General features: G+C 72.9%; 12 protein-coding genes. 7 read left to right on the top strand and 5 right to left on the bottom strand.

The annotated features are described in order from the left end of the window. Positions 1-111: 111 nt before the first annotated feature. From ACK8N7_RS08330 to ACK8N7_RS08300, 7 genes are all read left to right on the top strand, one after another. The gene (locus tag ACK8N7_RS08330) at positions 112-405 is read left to right on the top strand and encodes a DUF503 domain-containing protein (protein WP_403215208.1); all 294 of its coding nucleotides are present in this window, start codon (positions 112-114) and stop codon (positions 403-405) included. A gap of 36 nt (positions 406-441) precedes the next feature. Further along, a complete protein-coding gene (gene rbfA / locus ACK8N7_RS08325) occupies positions 442-936 on the top strand; it encodes a 30S ribosome-binding factor RbfA (protein ID WP_403215210.1) in 495 nt (164 codons plus the stop codon). Further along, entirely contained in the window at positions 933-1,832 is a 900-nt protein-coding gene (truB, locus tag ACK8N7_RS08320) for a tRNA pseudouridine(55) synthase TruB (protein WP_403215212.1), read from the top strand. The genes rbfA and truB overlap by 4 nt, the downstream gene beginning before the upstream one ends. A gap of 202 nt (positions 1,833-2,034) precedes the next feature. Further along, positions 2,035-5,649, top strand: a complete 3,615-nt coding sequence (locus ACK8N7_RS08315; RefSeq protein WP_500441720.1) for a trypsin-like peptidase domain-containing protein — start codon at positions 2,035-2,037, stop codon at positions 5,647-5,649. A gap of 43 nt (positions 5,650-5,692) precedes the next feature. After that, complete coding sequence (locus ACK8N7_RS08310; RefSeq protein WP_403215216.1) at positions 5,693-6,649, top strand: bifunctional riboflavin kinase/FAD synthetase; 957 nt, start codon at positions 5,693-5,695, stop codon at positions 6,647-6,649. Between the two features lie 69 nt (positions 6,650-6,718). Further along, positions 6,719-7,840, top strand: a complete 1,122-nt coding sequence (locus tag ACK8N7_RS08305) for an XdhC family protein (RefSeq protein WP_500441718.1) — start codon at positions 6,719-6,721, stop codon at positions 7,838-7,840. Positions 7,841-7,912: 72 nt separating this feature from the next. Next, entirely contained in the window at positions 7,913-8,470 is a 558-nt protein-coding gene (locus tag ACK8N7_RS08300; protein ID WP_500441716.1) for a dihydrofolate reductase family protein, read from the top strand. A 12-nt stretch (positions 8,471-8,482) separates the two neighbouring features. Here ACK8N7_RS08300 and ACK8N7_RS08295 read toward each other — a convergent pair whose 3' ends face one another. From ACK8N7_RS08295 to ACK8N7_RS08275, 5 genes are read right to left on the bottom strand one after another with little or no spacing between them, the layout of a single operon-like run. Further along, positions 8,483-9,517, bottom strand: coding sequence for an oligopeptide/dipeptide ABC transporter ATP-binding protein (locus tag ACK8N7_RS08295; RefSeq protein WP_500441715.1), 1,035 nt, complete (start codon positions 9,515-9,517; stop codon positions 8,483-8,485). After that, the gene (locus tag ACK8N7_RS08290; protein ID WP_500441713.1) at positions 9,514-10,575 is read right to left on the bottom strand and encodes an ABC transporter ATP-binding protein; all 1,062 of its coding nucleotides are present in this window, start codon (positions 10,573-10,575) and stop codon (positions 9,514-9,516) included. Before ACK8N7_RS08290 ends, ACK8N7_RS08295 begins: the two co-directional genes overlap by 4 nt. After that, positions 10,572-11,543: an ABC transporter permease gene (locus ACK8N7_RS08285; protein ID WP_403215227.1), complete on the bottom strand. Its 972-nt coding sequence runs from the start codon at positions 11,541-11,543 to the stop codon at positions 10,572-10,574. The genes ACK8N7_RS08290 and ACK8N7_RS08285 overlap by 4 nt, the downstream gene beginning before the upstream one ends. Next, positions 11,540-12,631, bottom strand: a complete 1,092-nt coding sequence (locus ACK8N7_RS08280; protein WP_099130008.1) for an ABC transporter permease — start codon at positions 12,629-12,631, stop codon at positions 11,540-11,542. The genes ACK8N7_RS08285 and ACK8N7_RS08280 overlap by 4 nt, the downstream gene beginning before the upstream one ends. Before the next feature lie 3 nt (positions 12,632-12,634). Then, positions 12,635-14,512, bottom strand: coding sequence for an ABC transporter substrate-binding protein (locus tag ACK8N7_RS08275; RefSeq protein WP_500441711.1), 1,878 nt, complete (start codon positions 14,510-14,512; stop codon positions 12,635-12,637). Positions 14,513-14,694 lie beyond the last annotated feature (182 nt).

Raw genomic sequence — 14,694 nt, 5'->3', positions numbered from 1 at the left:
TCGACGGGTCGTATTTCCGTCGATCGGCCCCGGCCGTTCCGGTACGGTTCTGATGTCCCCGCCAAGTTCTGGCGGGGCACGAACCCGAACCGGCGGGACATCCGGACACACATGTATGTGGGGACCCTGTCCTTCGATCTGCTCCTCGGCGACGTACGGTCGTTGAAGGAGAAACGCTCCGTCGTCCGTCCGATCGTCGCCGAACTCCAGCGCAAGTACGCGGTGAGTGCGGCGGAGACCGGCGGACAGGATCTCCACCGCAGGGCCGAGATCGGCCTCGCCGTGGTCTCCGGTGACACCGGACACCTGACGGACGTGCTGGACGGGTGCGAGCGGCTGGTGGCCGCGCGCCCCGAGGTGGAGCTGCTGTCGGTGAGACGGCGGCTGCACAGTGACGAAGACTGACAGCCAAGCGAAATCAGAAGGAAGAGTGACGGACCGGTGACCGACAACGCGCGGGCCCGCAAGCTGGCCGATCGCATCCAGGTCGTGGTCGCGGAGACCCTGGACCGGCGAATCAAGGATCCGCGGCTGGGATTCGTGACGATCACGGACGCCCGGGTCACGGGCGACCTGCGGGAGGCCACGGTCTTCTACACGGTCTACGGCGACGACGAGGAGCGCGCGGCCTCCGCCGCGGCGCTGGAGAGCGCCAAGGGCGTCCTCCGTACCGAGGTCGGCCGGCAGACCGGGGTCCGGTTCACGCCGAGCCTGGCCTTCGTCCCGGACGCCCTCCCGGACAACGCCCGCACCATCGAGGACCTCCTCGACAAGGCGCGGGCCAAGGACGCGGAGGTGCGCGAGGTCTCCACGGGCGCGAAGTACGCCGGCGACGCCGACCCGTACCGCAAGCCCGAGGACGAGGACGAGGAAGCCGACGCCCCCTCCGAGAAGGACGGCCCCTCCGAGAAGAACGAGGGCCCGGCCTCCGCATGACCGAGCAGACCACCACGCCGGACGGCCTTGTCATCGTCGACAAGCCGTCCGGCTTCACTTCGCACGACGTCGTGGCCAAGATGCGCGGCATCGCCCGCACCCGCCGCGTCGGCCACGCCGGGACCCTCGACCCGATGGCGACCGGGGTCCTCGTCCTCGGCGTCCAGCGGGCCACCAAGCTCCTCGGCCACCTCGCGCTGACCGAGAAGGAGTACCTGGGCACCATCCGGCTCGGCCAGGACACCGTCACCGACGACGCCGAGGGCGAGATCACCTCGTCCACCGACGCTTCCGGCGTGACCCGCGAGGGCATCGACGCCGGGGTGGCCGCACTGACCGGCCGGATCATGCAGGTCCCGTCCAAGGTCAGCGCCATCAAGATCGACGGCAAGCGGTCCTACGCGCGGGTGCGCGGCGGCGAGGAGTTCGAGATCCCGGCCCGCCCGGTGACCGTCTCCTCCTTCCGCGTCCACGACGTCCGCGAGGCCGTCGCCGAGGACGGCACCCCCGTCGTGGACCTGGTCGTCTCCGTCGTCTGCTCCTCGGGGACGTACATCCGCGCCCTCGCCCGCGACCTCGGTGCCGGGCTCGGCGTCGGCGGCCACCTCACGGCGCTGCGCCGCACCCGGGTCGGCCCTTACGGACTGGACGCCGCCCGCACGCTCGACCAGCACCAGGAGGAGCTGACGGTGATGCCGGTCGCCGACGCTGCCGCCTCCGCCTTCCCCCGCTGGGACGTCGACGAGAAGCGCGCCAAGCTGCTCCTCAACGGCGTACGGCTGGACATGCCCGCGTATCCGCAGGGACCGGTCGCGGTCTTCGGTCCCGACGGGGCGTTCCTCGTGCTCGTGGAGGAGGAGAAGGGCAAGGCCAAGAGCCTCGCCGTCTTCGCCTGAGCCGTCCCGCACGGTGTGTGTGGAGCGAGCACCACCCCCCACCCGGTGCCCGCTCCACATTCCCCCCGGGACCATCTCTGCTCCGCCGGGACACGCCTATTCACCCCATCGGCCGGGCGCTCGGAGTGAATACCGGGGGCGCGGGGGGCGCTTTTCCCGTCCGCGCTACTCCTGGAGATCACCGGCGGCCTAACGTCGGACCATGGGCAGTGGGGACCGGTCGAAGCTGGTAAGAATCTGCGATCAGGCCGGCCGGCCGCGGGGGACGGGATTCGTCGCGGACGACCGCGGCACGGTCGTCACCGCCCATCAGGCTGTCACCGCCCCCGGCCCGCTCCTCCTCCACGGCACCGCCGGCCGCACCTGCTCCGTCGGCCCCGAGGACATCACCGCGCTGCCCGCCCTCGGCCTCGCCCTCCTGCGTACGGGCGGCTCCGAGACCCTCGACGTGGAGCCGCTGCCCATCGCCGTGCGGGAGCGGATCGAGCCCGGCAGTTACGTCGTGATCGCCGCCCACGGCCGCCGCGAGGCCCGGGTCCTCGGCACGGCCCCCGCCACCTGCACCGCCCCGGACGGCGGCCACCCGGTCCCGGCCGCCCTGGAGCTGGCCCTCGGCACCGACGGGCGCGACGCCCTGCGCTCCGGCGGCGCGGCGATCGGGGGACCGGTCAGCGACCCGGCCACGGGCGCGGTCCTCGGCCTCCTGTGCACCGCCCTCACCACCCCGTACGAGGCCGCCGGGCTGGCCCTGCCGATCCCGCGCGGCGCCGACACCGCCCTCGACGCCCTCCTGGCGCGCAACGCCACCGCCGCCCCCGGCTACGGCCCCGACCTCAACCTCGCCGGGGCCCTCCAGATCACCGCCACCTCCGTCGGCTCGGCGGACGGGCCCAAGGCCCGCACCGCACCGGTCGAGCGGGACGACGTGAGCGCGGAGTTCGCCGCCTTCGAAGCCGGTACGGGCACGGTCCTGGGCCTCGTCGGCGCCCCCGGCACCGGCCGCACCACCGAGCTCGCCGCCCTCGCCGCCCGCCGGGCCGACGGCGGGGCGCCCGCCCCCACACTCTGGCTGCGCGGCGCCGACCTGCTCGCCGACGACACCTCGATCGTGGACGCGGCCGACCGTACGCTGTCCCGCTCCGCCCGGATCGTCTCCGCCGCCGGGGCCCGCGGCGACATGGCGACGGCCACCGCGGAACGGATCGCCCGCCTCGCCGCCGACTCGGGCCACCCGCTCCTCGTGGTCCTGGACGGCCCCGAGGAGATGCCGCCGCTGCTGGCCCACCGGCTCCCGGAGTGGACCGCGTCCACCGCCGGCTGGCTGCGGGAGAACGGCGTGCGGCTCGTCGTCGCCTGCCGCCCCGAGCACTGGGAGACCGCCGGGGACCTCTACCCGCCCGGCGCCCTGCACCGCCCCCGGCGCCCCGCCCGCAGGCTGCCCCCGTCCCTGCGCCTGGCCGACCTCACCCCCGACCAGGCCGAACAGGCCAAGGAGCGGCTCGGTATCCCGCCCCACGCCCTCGCCCCCGGCCACGACCGGCACCCGCTCACCCTGCGGCTCCTCGCCGAGGTCCGCGAGGCCCTGCCGCCCGGCGTCCCGGGCCGCCCCGACACCGAGGACGTCTTCGGCGCCCACCTGGACCTCCTGTGCGTGCGCGTCGCGGTCCGGATCGCGGCCGCCGCCGACGAGCAGCCCCGTGGCACCGCCGTACGCAGACTGGCCGCCCGGGTGGCGGGCCAGGTCCATGAGGCGGCCAGGCGCTGTCTGGGCCCGGGCCAGGGGGAGCTGGACCGGGAGGCGTTCGAGGAGATCTTCCCCTGGCGGACGGGGTGGGCCTCGGCCGTCCTGACCGAGGGGCTCCTCGTCCCCGCCGGGGCCGGATACCGCTTCGCCCACGAGGAGTTGGGCGACTGGGTGCAGGGCGCCCACCTGGACCTGGACGCTGCGCTGCGCTCCCTGGTGCACCGCTGGCACCGGGGGAGCGGGGCGCGCGAGCGGGTGCCGCAAGGGGGGAGCGGCGACTCGCAGGCCGTGCCGCGGCGGGGGAGCCGTGACCCGGAGCGGGTGCCGCAGCCCCGTGCCGCCGGGGAGCCGCGCAGTCTGCCCGTGCCCCGGCACCGGATCGGGCCGGTGATCCAGGCGATGGTGCTCCTCGGCCGCCGCCAGGGCACCTCCGCGCTCGCGCACCGGATGGCCGACCTGATCGAGGCGCTGGACCGGCTCTGGACCGACGAGGGCCCCCGTGACGAGGACGCCGCCTGGTGGGCGGCCCACCTCCTCGGCGGCAGCCTGCTCCGGGTGCCCGACGCCCGCCCCTACCTGGGCGTCCTGCGGGTCCTCGCCGGACGTATCACCCGCCGCTCGGCCGCCACCGGCGGACCGGCGGGCCCGGGGGCGTACGGGGAGTTCGGGCCCTGGTTCTGGCGGCGGCTCCGGCTGCCCGAGGAGGACCGGATCGACCTGCTGCGCCGCCTCGTCCCCGCCGACGGGGTGGAGCGTACCGACGGCGACGAGCGGTATCTCGACGCCGTGGCCCGCCGCCTCACCCTCGACGCCCCCGCCGTACAGCCCCTGCTCTGCCGCTGGTTCACCGACGAGCGCCCCCTGCTGGCCGGCCCCGGCGAGCCGGACACGGAGCTGCGCCCCACCGTGGCCGCCGCCGCGCAGGCCCTGCTCTACGCCCGCCGGGCCCTGGCCGTCGACGACCTGACCGACGCGCTGATCGCCACCCCGCACACGCGCGCCGGTGAGCTGCTCGCCGCCCTCGCGGAGGACGAGCCCACCGTGCTCTGCCGCGCCGTCGAACGCTGGGCCCGCGACGAGGACCGCCCGGCCCGCCGCTCGGCCGCCGCCCGGTACGGCGGACTCCTCCAGGAGCGGGTCACCGCCGAGGGCGACCGGTCCCTGCTGCGCTCCGCCGCCCTCGCCCTGCTCGGCCGCCCCGAGGACGCCGAGCTGCACGCCGCCGCCCTCACCTTCCTCGTCCGGGACCCGCAGACCAGGGGCCGCCATCTCCCGCAGGCGCTGCGCCTCTTCGCGCACGGCGACCCCCGGCTCCCCGTGGAGCTGCTCGCCGAGGTCTTCCCGGCCCACCCGGAGCCGGTCCTCGCCGCCCTCCGCGCCCGGCTGGCCCGCCCCGGCGACGGCGGCGGCGCGGTGCTGCGGGCCCTGGCCGGGCTCGACACGCCCGCACTCGCGCTGCACGTCGCCGGGCTCGTACGCGAGTACATCGACGCCCACCCCGAGGACGGCACGCACGCGGCGGAGTACGTCGACCTCCGGCTCGAACACGGCCCCGCCGCCCGCGCCCTGCTGCTCCCGCTGGTCACCGGGCTGCTCCGGGACCGCCCCGCCCCGCCACCGGTCCGCGCCGCCCTCGCCCGGGTGCTCGCCGGTGCCGGGTCCACCGCCTCCCGGCCGCTGCGGGCCGAGCTGCTGGAGGTCCTGCTGGAGTTCGAGCAGGTCACCGGACGGGACCCGGATGTGCTGGACGCCCTGCTCCAGGCCGCGGCGGGCGGGGCGCACCGCCGCCCGGAGATCCGTACGCGCGCGCTCGTCCACCGCACCGGCATGCTCCTCGTCCGGACCCCGGAGGGCGCCGCCCGCTTCGACCGCCGGCTGGTCGAACTCGCCCGGGACGTGCCCGGATTCGCCGCCCTCGTCATCCGGTGGCTCGCCGACGCCCCGCAGGAGTGGGCGGCGGTGGTGGGCCCGAGCGCCCGGCGCACGGTGGAGGCGTTGGAGACATCACGTCAGGCGATGCCGATGCCGATGCAGGCGGCGGGGCGTGGGCATGGCAGTCTTAGACCTGCGTAATCGACATACACACGTACACAGGTTCGGGCGAGGAGCGGTCACAGTGCAGCGCTGGCGTGGCTTGGAGGACATCCCCCAGGACTGGGGGCGCAGCGTCGTCACCATCGGCTCCTACGACGGCGTGCACCGCGGGCACCAGCTGATCATCGGCCGGGCCGTCGAGCGCGCCCGTGAGCTGGGCGTTCCGTCCGTCGTCGTCACCTTCGACCCGCACCCCAGCGAGGTCGTCCGCCCCGGCAGCCATCCGCCGCTGCTCGCCCCGCACCACCGCCGCGCCGAACTCATGGCGGAGCTGGGCGTGGACGCGCTGCTGATCCTGCCGTTCACCGCCGAGTTCTCGAAGCTGTCGCCGGCGGACTTCATCGTGAAGGTCCTCGTCGACAAGCTGCACGCGCAGGCCGTCATCGAGGGCCCGAACTTCCGCTTCGGCCACAAGGCCGCGGGGAACGTCGCCCTGCTGACCGAGCTGGGTGCCACCTTCGACTACACCGTCGAGGTCATCGACCTGTTCGTGACCGGTGCGGCGGGCGGTGGCCAGCCGTTCTCCTCCACCCTCACCCGTCGGCTGGTCTCCGAGGGCGATGTCGCCGGGGCCGCCGAGATCCTCGGCCGCCCGCACCGCGTCGAGGGCATCGTGGTCCGCGGCGCGCAGCGCGGCCGTGAGCTGGGCTTCCCCACGGCCAACGTGGAGACCCTCCCGCACACCGCGATCCCCGCCGACGGCGTCTACGCGGGCTGGCTGGAGGTGGCGGGCGAGTCGATGCCCGCCGCGATCTCGGTCGGCACCAACCCGCAGTTCGACGGCACCGAGCGGACGGTCGAGGCGTACGCGATCGACCGGGTCGGCCTGGACCTGTACGGGCTGCACGTGGCCGTCGACTTCCTCGCGTACGTACGCGGGATGCTGAAGTTCGACTCGATCGACGACCTCCTGGTCGCGATGGCCGGCGACGTGAAGCGGTGCAGCGAGCTGATCGCCGCGTACGACCGCGACCACTGACGTACCCCCGCACCCACTGACGTACCCGCTCCCCGTGCGCCCCGCCCCCGGGCGGCGGATGCTGGCAGGGTGCGCGACATCCTGCCCGACCTCCAGGCCCGCTGCGCCGCCGGTACGCCCTTCGCCCTGGCGACCGTCGTCGCCGTGCACGGCAGCGCGCCCCGCGACCCGGGCGCCGTCATGGCCGTCGACGCGGCGGGCACCGTGCTCGGCAGCGTCTCCGGGGGCTGCGTCGAGGGCGATGTGTACGAGGTCGCCCGCGAGGTGCTCGCCGGGGCGGGGCCGCGCGTGGTGTCGTACGGGATCAGCGACGACGAGGCGCTCGGTGTCGGGCTGACGTGCGGCGGGACCATCGAGGTGCTGGTGCGTGCTTATGCGTCGGAGGCCGAGCTGGCGGATCTCGCAGCCCTGCTGGACCTGATCGCCGCCGACCTGCCCGTCGCCGAGGCCACCGTCCTGTCCGGCGCGGCGGAGACCGGGGCCCGCCTGGTCGTGCGCCCCACCAGCAGCCCCGGCACGCTCGGCCCTCTCGGCACTCTCGGTACGGAGGGGCTCGACGCCGCCGTCACCGACGACGCCCGCGGGATGCTGGCCCAAGGCCTCACCGGTATCCAGCGGTACGGGGCGCACGGGCAGCGCCGGATGCAGGAGGTCGCCGTCTTCGTCCGGACTTACGCCCCACCGCCCCGCATGATCGTCTTCGGAGCCATCGACCACGCGGCTGCCACCGCCCGCATCGGCTCCTTCCTCGGCTACCGGGTCACCGTCTGCGACGCCCGCCCCGCATTCGCCACCCGGGAACGGTTCCCCACCGCCGACGAGGTGGTCCGCGCCTGGCCGCACGACTACCTGGAGGCGACCGAGGTCGACGCCCGTACGGTCATCTGCGTCCTCACCCACGACCCGAAGTTCGATGTGCCGCTGCTCGTCGCCGCGTTGCGCACGCCCGCCGCGTACATCGGGGTCATGGGCAGCCGCCGCACCCACAGCGACCGGCTCGCCCGGCTGCGGGAGGCAGGAGTGGACGAGGCGGCACTCGCACGCCTCGCCTCACCCGTGGGCCTCGACCTCGGAGCCCGTACGCCGGAGGAGACGGCGGTCTCCATCGCCGCCGAGATCATCCAGCACCGCTGGGGCGGCACGGGACGGCCGCTGGGCGAGCTGACGGGGGCGATCCACCGGGACCGATGAGTTCCGGGCCGTCCGGAGGTCAGCACACCGGAGACACCCGCGGACCAGCGCACCCGTAGCCGGAGGAACCCCATGGCCAAGCTCATCTACTCGATGATCACCTCGCTCGACGGCTACGCCGAGGCGGCGGAGGGCGGCCTCGGCACGGGGGCCGAGGACCCGGAGGTGCACACCTTCGTCAACGACCTCTTCCGTCCCGTCGGCACGTATCTCTACGGCCGGCGCATGTACGAGACGATGGTCTACTGGGAGACCGCGCACACCGAGCCCGGCCAGCCGCCGCACATCCTCCAGTACGCCCGCGACTGGCAGGCCGCGAAGAAGATCGTGTACTCGACGACGCTCGACTCGGTGTCCAGCGCGAAGACCAGGATCGAGCGGACCTTCGACCCGGACGCGGTGCGCAGGCTCAAGGCCGAGGCCGATCACGACCTCACCGTCGACGGCCCGAACCTCGCGGCCCAGGCGATCGCGGCCGGTCTGGTGGACGAGTACCACCTGTTCATCACCACGAGCGTGGTCGGCGGCGGCAAGCGGTTCTTCCCCGACGGCGTGCGCCTCGACCTCGAACTGGTCGAGGAACGCGCCTTCGACAGCGGACTGATCTACTCGCGCTACCGGACCCACTGAAGACCGCCGACCTCAGGTCGCCACCCCGGCGGACCCGTCCGGGCCCCCCTCGCCGCACGCCGTCGCCCAGTGGCACGCCACCTGGGTGTCGGCCCCGCCGCTCAGCACCGGCAGATCCACCGTGCGGCACGCCTCCGCCACCCCGGCCCGCTCCGCCTCGCCCGAGGCCAGCACCTGGCAGCGGACGTGGAAGCGGCAGCCGGACGGGACCTTCGAGGGGTCCGGGGGCTCGCCGGTCAGGACGACCGGCTCGCCCTCCGCCTCCGGGAGGACCGACAGCAGGGCCCGGGTGTACGGGTGCTGAGGAGCTGTGAGCAACTGCTCGACCGGGCCCGTCTCCACGATCCGGCCGAGGTACATGACCGCCACCCGGTCCGCGATGTTCCAGGCGAGCCCGAGGTCATGGGTGACGACCAGCGCCGAGAGCCCCAGCTCGTCCCGGAGGCGCAGCAGGAGGGCCAGGATCTCGCCCCGTACCGAGGCGTCCAGCGAGGCCACCGGTTCGTCGGCCACGATCAGCTCCGGCTCCAGCACCAGCGCCCCGGCGATCACGACGCGCTGGCGCTGACCGCCCGACAGCTCGTGCGGGTAGCGCAGGAAGAACCGCTCCGGCGGCCGCAGCCCCGCCCGGGACAGGGCCTCGGAGACGGCCGCCCGCTCGTCACCCGCGTACCCGTGGATGCGCAGCCCCTCGGCCACCGCGTCGTACACCGTGTGCCGGGGGTTGAGCGAGCCGCTGGGGTCCTGGAGCACCAGCTGCACACGCTTCCGGTACGCCTTGAGCGCCCGGCCCGAGTAGTCCAGCGGCGAACCGCCGAAGGTGACCCGGCCCGCGGTGGGCGGGACCAGCCCGAGCAGCGACCGGGCGAGCGTCGTCTTGCCGCACCCCGACTCACCGACCAGCGCGACGATCTCGCCCGGCCGGATGTCGAGATCGACGCCGTCGACGGCACGGGCGGTGGCGGCCCCGCGCCGGCCGGGGAAGGCGACCTCCAGTGCCTCGGCGCTGAGGAGCGGCGTGGTGCTGACGAGGGGGGCCGTGCTCATGAGGTGCTCCTCGATCGGTCCGAAGTGGGAGCGTCCACCAGCACGCAGGCCGCCCGTCGGTCGCCCCCGGCCTCCCGCAGCTCCTGGTCCTCCCTGGCGCAGGAGTCCAGCGCCACCGGGCACCGAGGGTGGAACGTACAGCCGCCCGGCAGCGCCGCCGGGTCCGGCGGGTCGCCCGGCAGGCCGCGCGGGGCACGCCGGGAGGCGAGGTCCCCGATCTTCGGGAAGGCGGCGGAGAGCGCCTTGCCGTACGGGTGGCGGGCCTCCGCGTACACCTGCCGGGCGGGGCCCTCCTCGACGACCCGGCCTGCGTACATCACCGACAGCCGGTCGCAGGTGTCCGCGAGCACCGCCAGGTCGTGGCTGATCATGATGAGCCCGACGTCCTGGTCGGCCACCAGTTGTTCGATCAGCCGCAGGATCTGGGCCTGGATCATCACGTCCAGGGCCGTCGTCGGCTCGTCCGCGACGATCAGGCGCGGGTCGCAGGCCAGTGCCATCGCGATCATCACGCGCTGCCGCTGGCCGCCGGACAGCTCGTGCGGGTACGCCAGGGCGCGGGCGGCGGGCAGCCCCACCTGTTCCAGCAGCTCCCCGGCGCGCTTGCGGGCGGCGGCCGGGGTGGCCTTGCTGTGCAGCAGGATCGGCTCGGCGATCTGGTCCCCGACCCGGTGCACCGCGTTGAGCGAGTGCATCGCACCCTGGAAGACGATGGACGCGCCCGCCCAGCGGACCGCCCGCAGCCGCCCCCACTTCATGGTCAGGATGTCCTCGCCGTCCAGCAGGATCTCGCCGGTCAGCTCGGCCGATGCGGGCAGGAGCCGCAGCAGCGCGAGGGCGAGGGTCGACTTCCCGCAGCCGGACTCTCCGGCGATGCCGAGCTTCTGCCCGGCCTCCACCCGCAGATCGACCCCCCGTACGGCGGGGACGGCGCCGGCCCCACCGCCGTACGTCACGGTCAGGTTCCGCACCTCCAGGAGCGGTGGGTCGCCCACGGGCTTCGACAGGTCGGGCGCGGCGGAAGGATCAGGGTTCGTGGTGGTGGTTGTTGCCGTCAACGGGACACCCCCAGCTTGGGGTTGAGCACGGATTCGATGGCGCGGCCGCAGAGCGTGAAGGCGAGGGCGACCACGGCGATGGCGAGTCCGGGCGGGGCGAGGTACCACCAGTTGCCGGAGCTGACCGCCCCCGCCTCACGGGCGTCCTGGAGCAGCCCGCCCCAGGACACGATCGTCGGATCGCTGAGCCCGAGGAAGGCGAGGGTCGCTTCGGTGAGGATGGCGGTGGAGATCACCAGCGTGGTCTGGGCGAGCACCAGCGGCATCACATTGGGCAGCACATGGCGGGACATGATGTGCCGGTGTCCGCCGCCGAGCGCCCTGGACCGCTCGATGTACGGGCGGGACTCGACGGAGAGCGTCTGCGAGCGGACCAGGCGGGCGGTGGTCGGCCAGGTCGTCACGCCGATCGCCAGGATGGTCGTCCAGATCGACCGGGAGAGGACCGTGGCCAGGGCGATGGCCAGAACGAGGGTCGGCATCACCAGGAACCAGTCCGTGACCCGCATGATGACGGTGGCGTACCAGCCCTTGAAGTGGCCCGCGGTGATCCCGATGAGGGTGCCGATCGCCACGGAGAGGAAGGCGGCCAGCAGGCCGACCGTCAGCGAGACCCGGGTTCCCCAGAGCATCAGGGCGAGCAGGCTGCGCCCGAACTGGTCGGTCCCGAGGGGGAAATCACCGCTCGGCGCCTCCATCGGGCCGCCCGGGGCGTTGGTCACGCTCTGCGAGTCGGCCCCCACCAGCAGGGGCGCGGTCAGCGCGAGCAGGGCGATCACCGCCAGCACGGCGAGGCCGACGAGACCGGCCCGGTGTGTGCGGTACTGCCGCCAGAAGCGGAGGGCGGCCTGCCGCCGCCGGGCCCGGGCGAGCGCGCGCGGGCTGTCTCCCGGTACGGTCCCGGGTTTCCCCGGGAGGCTCCCGTCGTCCGGCTTCTGCGGGTCGGACTTCTCCAGCGACGTCGTCATCGGCCCACCCGGGGATCCAGCAGCGGATAGATCACATCGGCCAGCGTGTTCATCAGGATCACCGCGGAGGCGAAGACGAAGAACAGCGCCTGCACCAACGGCAGGTCGGGCACGCTCAGTGCCTGGTAGAACAGGCCGCCGAGCCCCGGCCAGGAGAACACCGTCTCCACCAGGATCGCCCCCGCCACCGTCGTACCGAGATTCACGAAGAGCAGCGTCACCGTCGGCAGCATCGCGTTCGGCACGGCGTGCTTCCGGCGTACGAGGTCGTCGCGCAGCCCCTTGGCGCGGGCGGTGGTCAGGTAGTCGCTGCCCATCTCGTCCAGCAGCGAGGAGCGCATCACCAGCAGGGTGCGCGCGTACTCCACGGCGACGAGCGTGATGACGGGCAGCACCATGTGGTGGGCGATGTCGAGCACGCGGTCGAAGCCGGTGGTGGAGCCGGACTCCATGCCGCCGGTCGGGAAGAGCCCCGGGATCGGGCCGATGCCGACCGACAGGGTGATGATGAGGAGCAGGCCGAGCCAGAACGAGGGCACCGAGTACAGCGTCAGCGCGAACGCGGTGTTGGTCCGGTCCCCGGCGGAGCCGTTGCGCCAGGCGGAGCGGGCGCCGAGCCAGATGCCGAGCAGCGTGTAGATGACGAACGCCGTGCCGGTGAGCAGCAGGGTGGCGGGCAGCGCCTCGCCGATCTTGTCGATGACGGGGGCCCGGAACTGGTACGACGTACCGAAGTCGCCGGTCAGGGCCTTGCCGCAGTACTGGGTGAACTGCTGCCAGAGCGGCAGGTCGAGCCCGAACTCACGGCGCATCGCCGCGATCTGTTCGGTCGACACCTGGCGGCCGCCGGTCATCTGCTTGACCGGGTCGCCGGGGATCAGCCGGAAGAGGAAGAAGCTGGTGACGAGGACGGCGAAGAGGGAGACGGCCGCCCCGGCCAGCTTGCCCGCCGCGTAGCGGAGGTAGGCGGCCGTACTGCGGGAGCGCGGGGAGCGGGCCGGCGGCCCGGCCGGAGCCGGGCCGCCGGATTCGGTGCTCTCCACGCCCGCCGCGCCCTTCAGGAGCGCGGGAGTGCTTTCTGAGCTCATGGACTATTCACGGTCTTCCGCGGTGGAGCGGCGACGCATGGCGAACAGCAGTCCGCCACCGGCGAGGACGACGACGGCGATCCCGACCCCGACGAGCACTCCGGTGGAGGAGCCACCGGAGTCCGAGGAACCGGACGAGGAGGCCCCAGCGGCCGGCACGGCCGACCACCAGCTCCAGTAACCGTCCTGGCCGTAGATGTTGCCCGCGGCCGACGGCATGGTGGTGATGGACTTGATGTGGTCGGTGCGGTAGGCCTCGACGGCATTCGGGTACGCCATGACGTTCATGTACCCGGTGTCGTACAGCCGCGACTCCAGTTGCCGGACAAGATCCGCCCGCTTGGCGGGGTCGTACTCCGCCAGTTGCTTCTTGTAGAGCTCGTCGTACTGCTTGTCGCAGATGAAGTTGTCGGTCGCGGCCGACTCCTTCGCCTTGGACGGCAGCGCGGCACAGGTGTGGATCGACAGGACGAAGTCGGGGTCCGGGTTGACGGACCAGCCGTCGAAGGCGAGGTCGTACTCACCGGCGTACCAGGGGTCGGAGACGTTGTCGAGGCAGTCGACCTTCAGTCCGATGCCCTGCTCGCCCCACCACTCCTGGAGGTACTTGCCGATCGCCTTGTCGTTGGGGTCGGTGGCGTGGCAGAGGATACGGAAGTCGAGCGGCTTGCCGTCCTTGCCGACGCGCTTGCCCGCGCCGTTCTTCTCGTACCCGGCCTCGTCCAGCAGGGCGGCGGCCTTCACGGGGTCGTAGGAGAGCTTCTGACCGTCCGACGGCTTCCAGAAGTAGTCGGAGAAGCGCGGCGGGATGTACCCCTCGCCCTCGACGGCGTGGCCCTGGAAGACCTTGTCGATGATCGTCTTGCGGTCGACCGCCATGAACAGCGCGTGCCGTACCTTCTGGTCCAGCAGCGCCGGGTGGCCGTCGCCGAACTTCTTCCCGTCCTTGGTACGGGCTCCGGGGTTGACGGCGAGCGCGAAGAAGCGCCGGCCCGGGGCGTCGTTCACCTTGATGTCCGAGGCGCTCTCCAGCGAGGCGGACTGGGCCGGGGTCAGGCTGGGGCTGCCCGCGACGAAGGACACCTCGCCCTTGCGCAGGGCGGCGACGGCCGCGTCCTGGTCCTTGTAGTAGCGGAAGACCAGCTCGTCGAACTTGGGCGACCCGCGCCAGAAGTCCTTGTTGGCCTTGAGCTTCACGAAGCTGTCGACCTTGTAGTCCGTCAGGATGAACGGGCCGTTCCCCACGACGGGGAAGTCCTTGTCGTTGTTGAACTTGGAGAAGTCACCGACCTTCTCCCAGACGTGCCGTGGCACGATCGGCACATCGAGCGCGGCCATCGTGGCCTGCGGCTCCTTGAGCTCGATGACCAGCTTGTCCTTGCTGGGAGCGGTCACCTTCTCGAAGTTGCCGACGAAGCTCCCGTTGGAGGTGGCCGCGCCCTCGTCGGTCATCATCTTGTTGAACGTCCAGGCCGCGTCCTCGGCGGTGGCCTGCTGCCCGTCGGACCACTTCGAGTCCGGCCGGATCGTGTACGTCCACGTCAGTTTGTCGGCGGACGGCTCCCACGCGGTGGCGAGCCCCGGGATCGCCTTGTTGTCCTTGGCGTCGTAGTTGGTCAGGTAGTCGTACATGAGCCGGTGGATGCTCGTGCTCAGCAGCCGCTGGGCGAGGAACGGGCTCAGCGAGTCGACACTCTGCGCCACGGCGACCGTGAGCGTCGTCTTTCCGTCGTCGGCGCGGGCCTCGGAGGGCGCGGGCGCGATCGGGTTTCCCGGGACGACGGACCCGGCGGTGAGCGCCAGGGCGGCCGCGCCCGAGGCCAGCAGGGTGCGCATGCGCCTGCCGGGCCGGGGGGTGCGGGAGGAAACTCTTGTGACCATGGACGGGGACCTCGCGTCATCACTCGCTTGAGAAGGCGGGTTGATCTCTGGTTCGCCAGCTGGTGAAGCGAAGGTTTATCAGCGGTCGCGAGGCTCGTCAACGGTCCGTCAAACCGCGTGTGGGCTGCGAAAACAGCCAAAAGGGCCCGCACCGCGCGAGCGGTACGGGCCCTCATTGGTTT

The organism is Streptomyces griseobrunneus (assembly GCF_046713465.1).
Taxonomy (GTDB): domain Bacteria; phylum Actinomycetota; class Actinomycetes; order Streptomycetales; family Streptomycetaceae; genus Streptomyces; species Streptomyces microflavus.
The sequence above is the reverse complement of the archived record's forward strand: the minus strand, read 5'-3'. Positions and strand labels throughout refer to the sequence as shown.

Coding starts and splice junctions, on each gene's coding strand:
- ACK8N7_RS08330 (WP_403215208.1), top strand. CDS start 112: ATGTATGTGGGGACCCTGTCCTTCGATCTGCTCCTCGGCGACGTACGG.
- truB (WP_403215212.1), top strand. CDS start 933: ATGACCGAGCAGACCACCACGCCGGACGGCCTTGTCATCGTCGACAAG.
- ACK8N7_RS08315 (WP_500441720.1), top strand. CDS start 2,035: ATGGGCAGTGGGGACCGGTCGAAGCTGGTAAGAATCTGCGATCAGGCC.
- ACK8N7_RS08300 (WP_500441716.1), top strand. CDS start 7,913: ATGGCCAAGCTCATCTACTCGATGATCACCTCGCTCGACGGCTACGCC.
- ACK8N7_RS08295 (WP_500441715.1), bottom strand. CDS start 9,517: ATGAGCACGGCCCCCCTCGTCAGCACCACGCCGCTCCTCAGCGCCGAG.
- ACK8N7_RS08285 (WP_403215227.1), bottom strand. CDS start 11,543: ATGACGACGTCGCTGGAGAAGTCCGACCCGCAGAAGCCGGACGACGGG.
- ACK8N7_RS08280 (WP_099130008.1), bottom strand. CDS start 12,631: ATGAGCTCAGAAAGCACTCCCGCGCTCCTGAAGGGCGCGGCGGGCGTG.
- ACK8N7_RS08275 (WP_500441711.1), bottom strand. CDS start 14,512: ATGGTCACAAGAGTTTCCTCCCGCACCCCCCGGCCCGGCAGGCGCATG.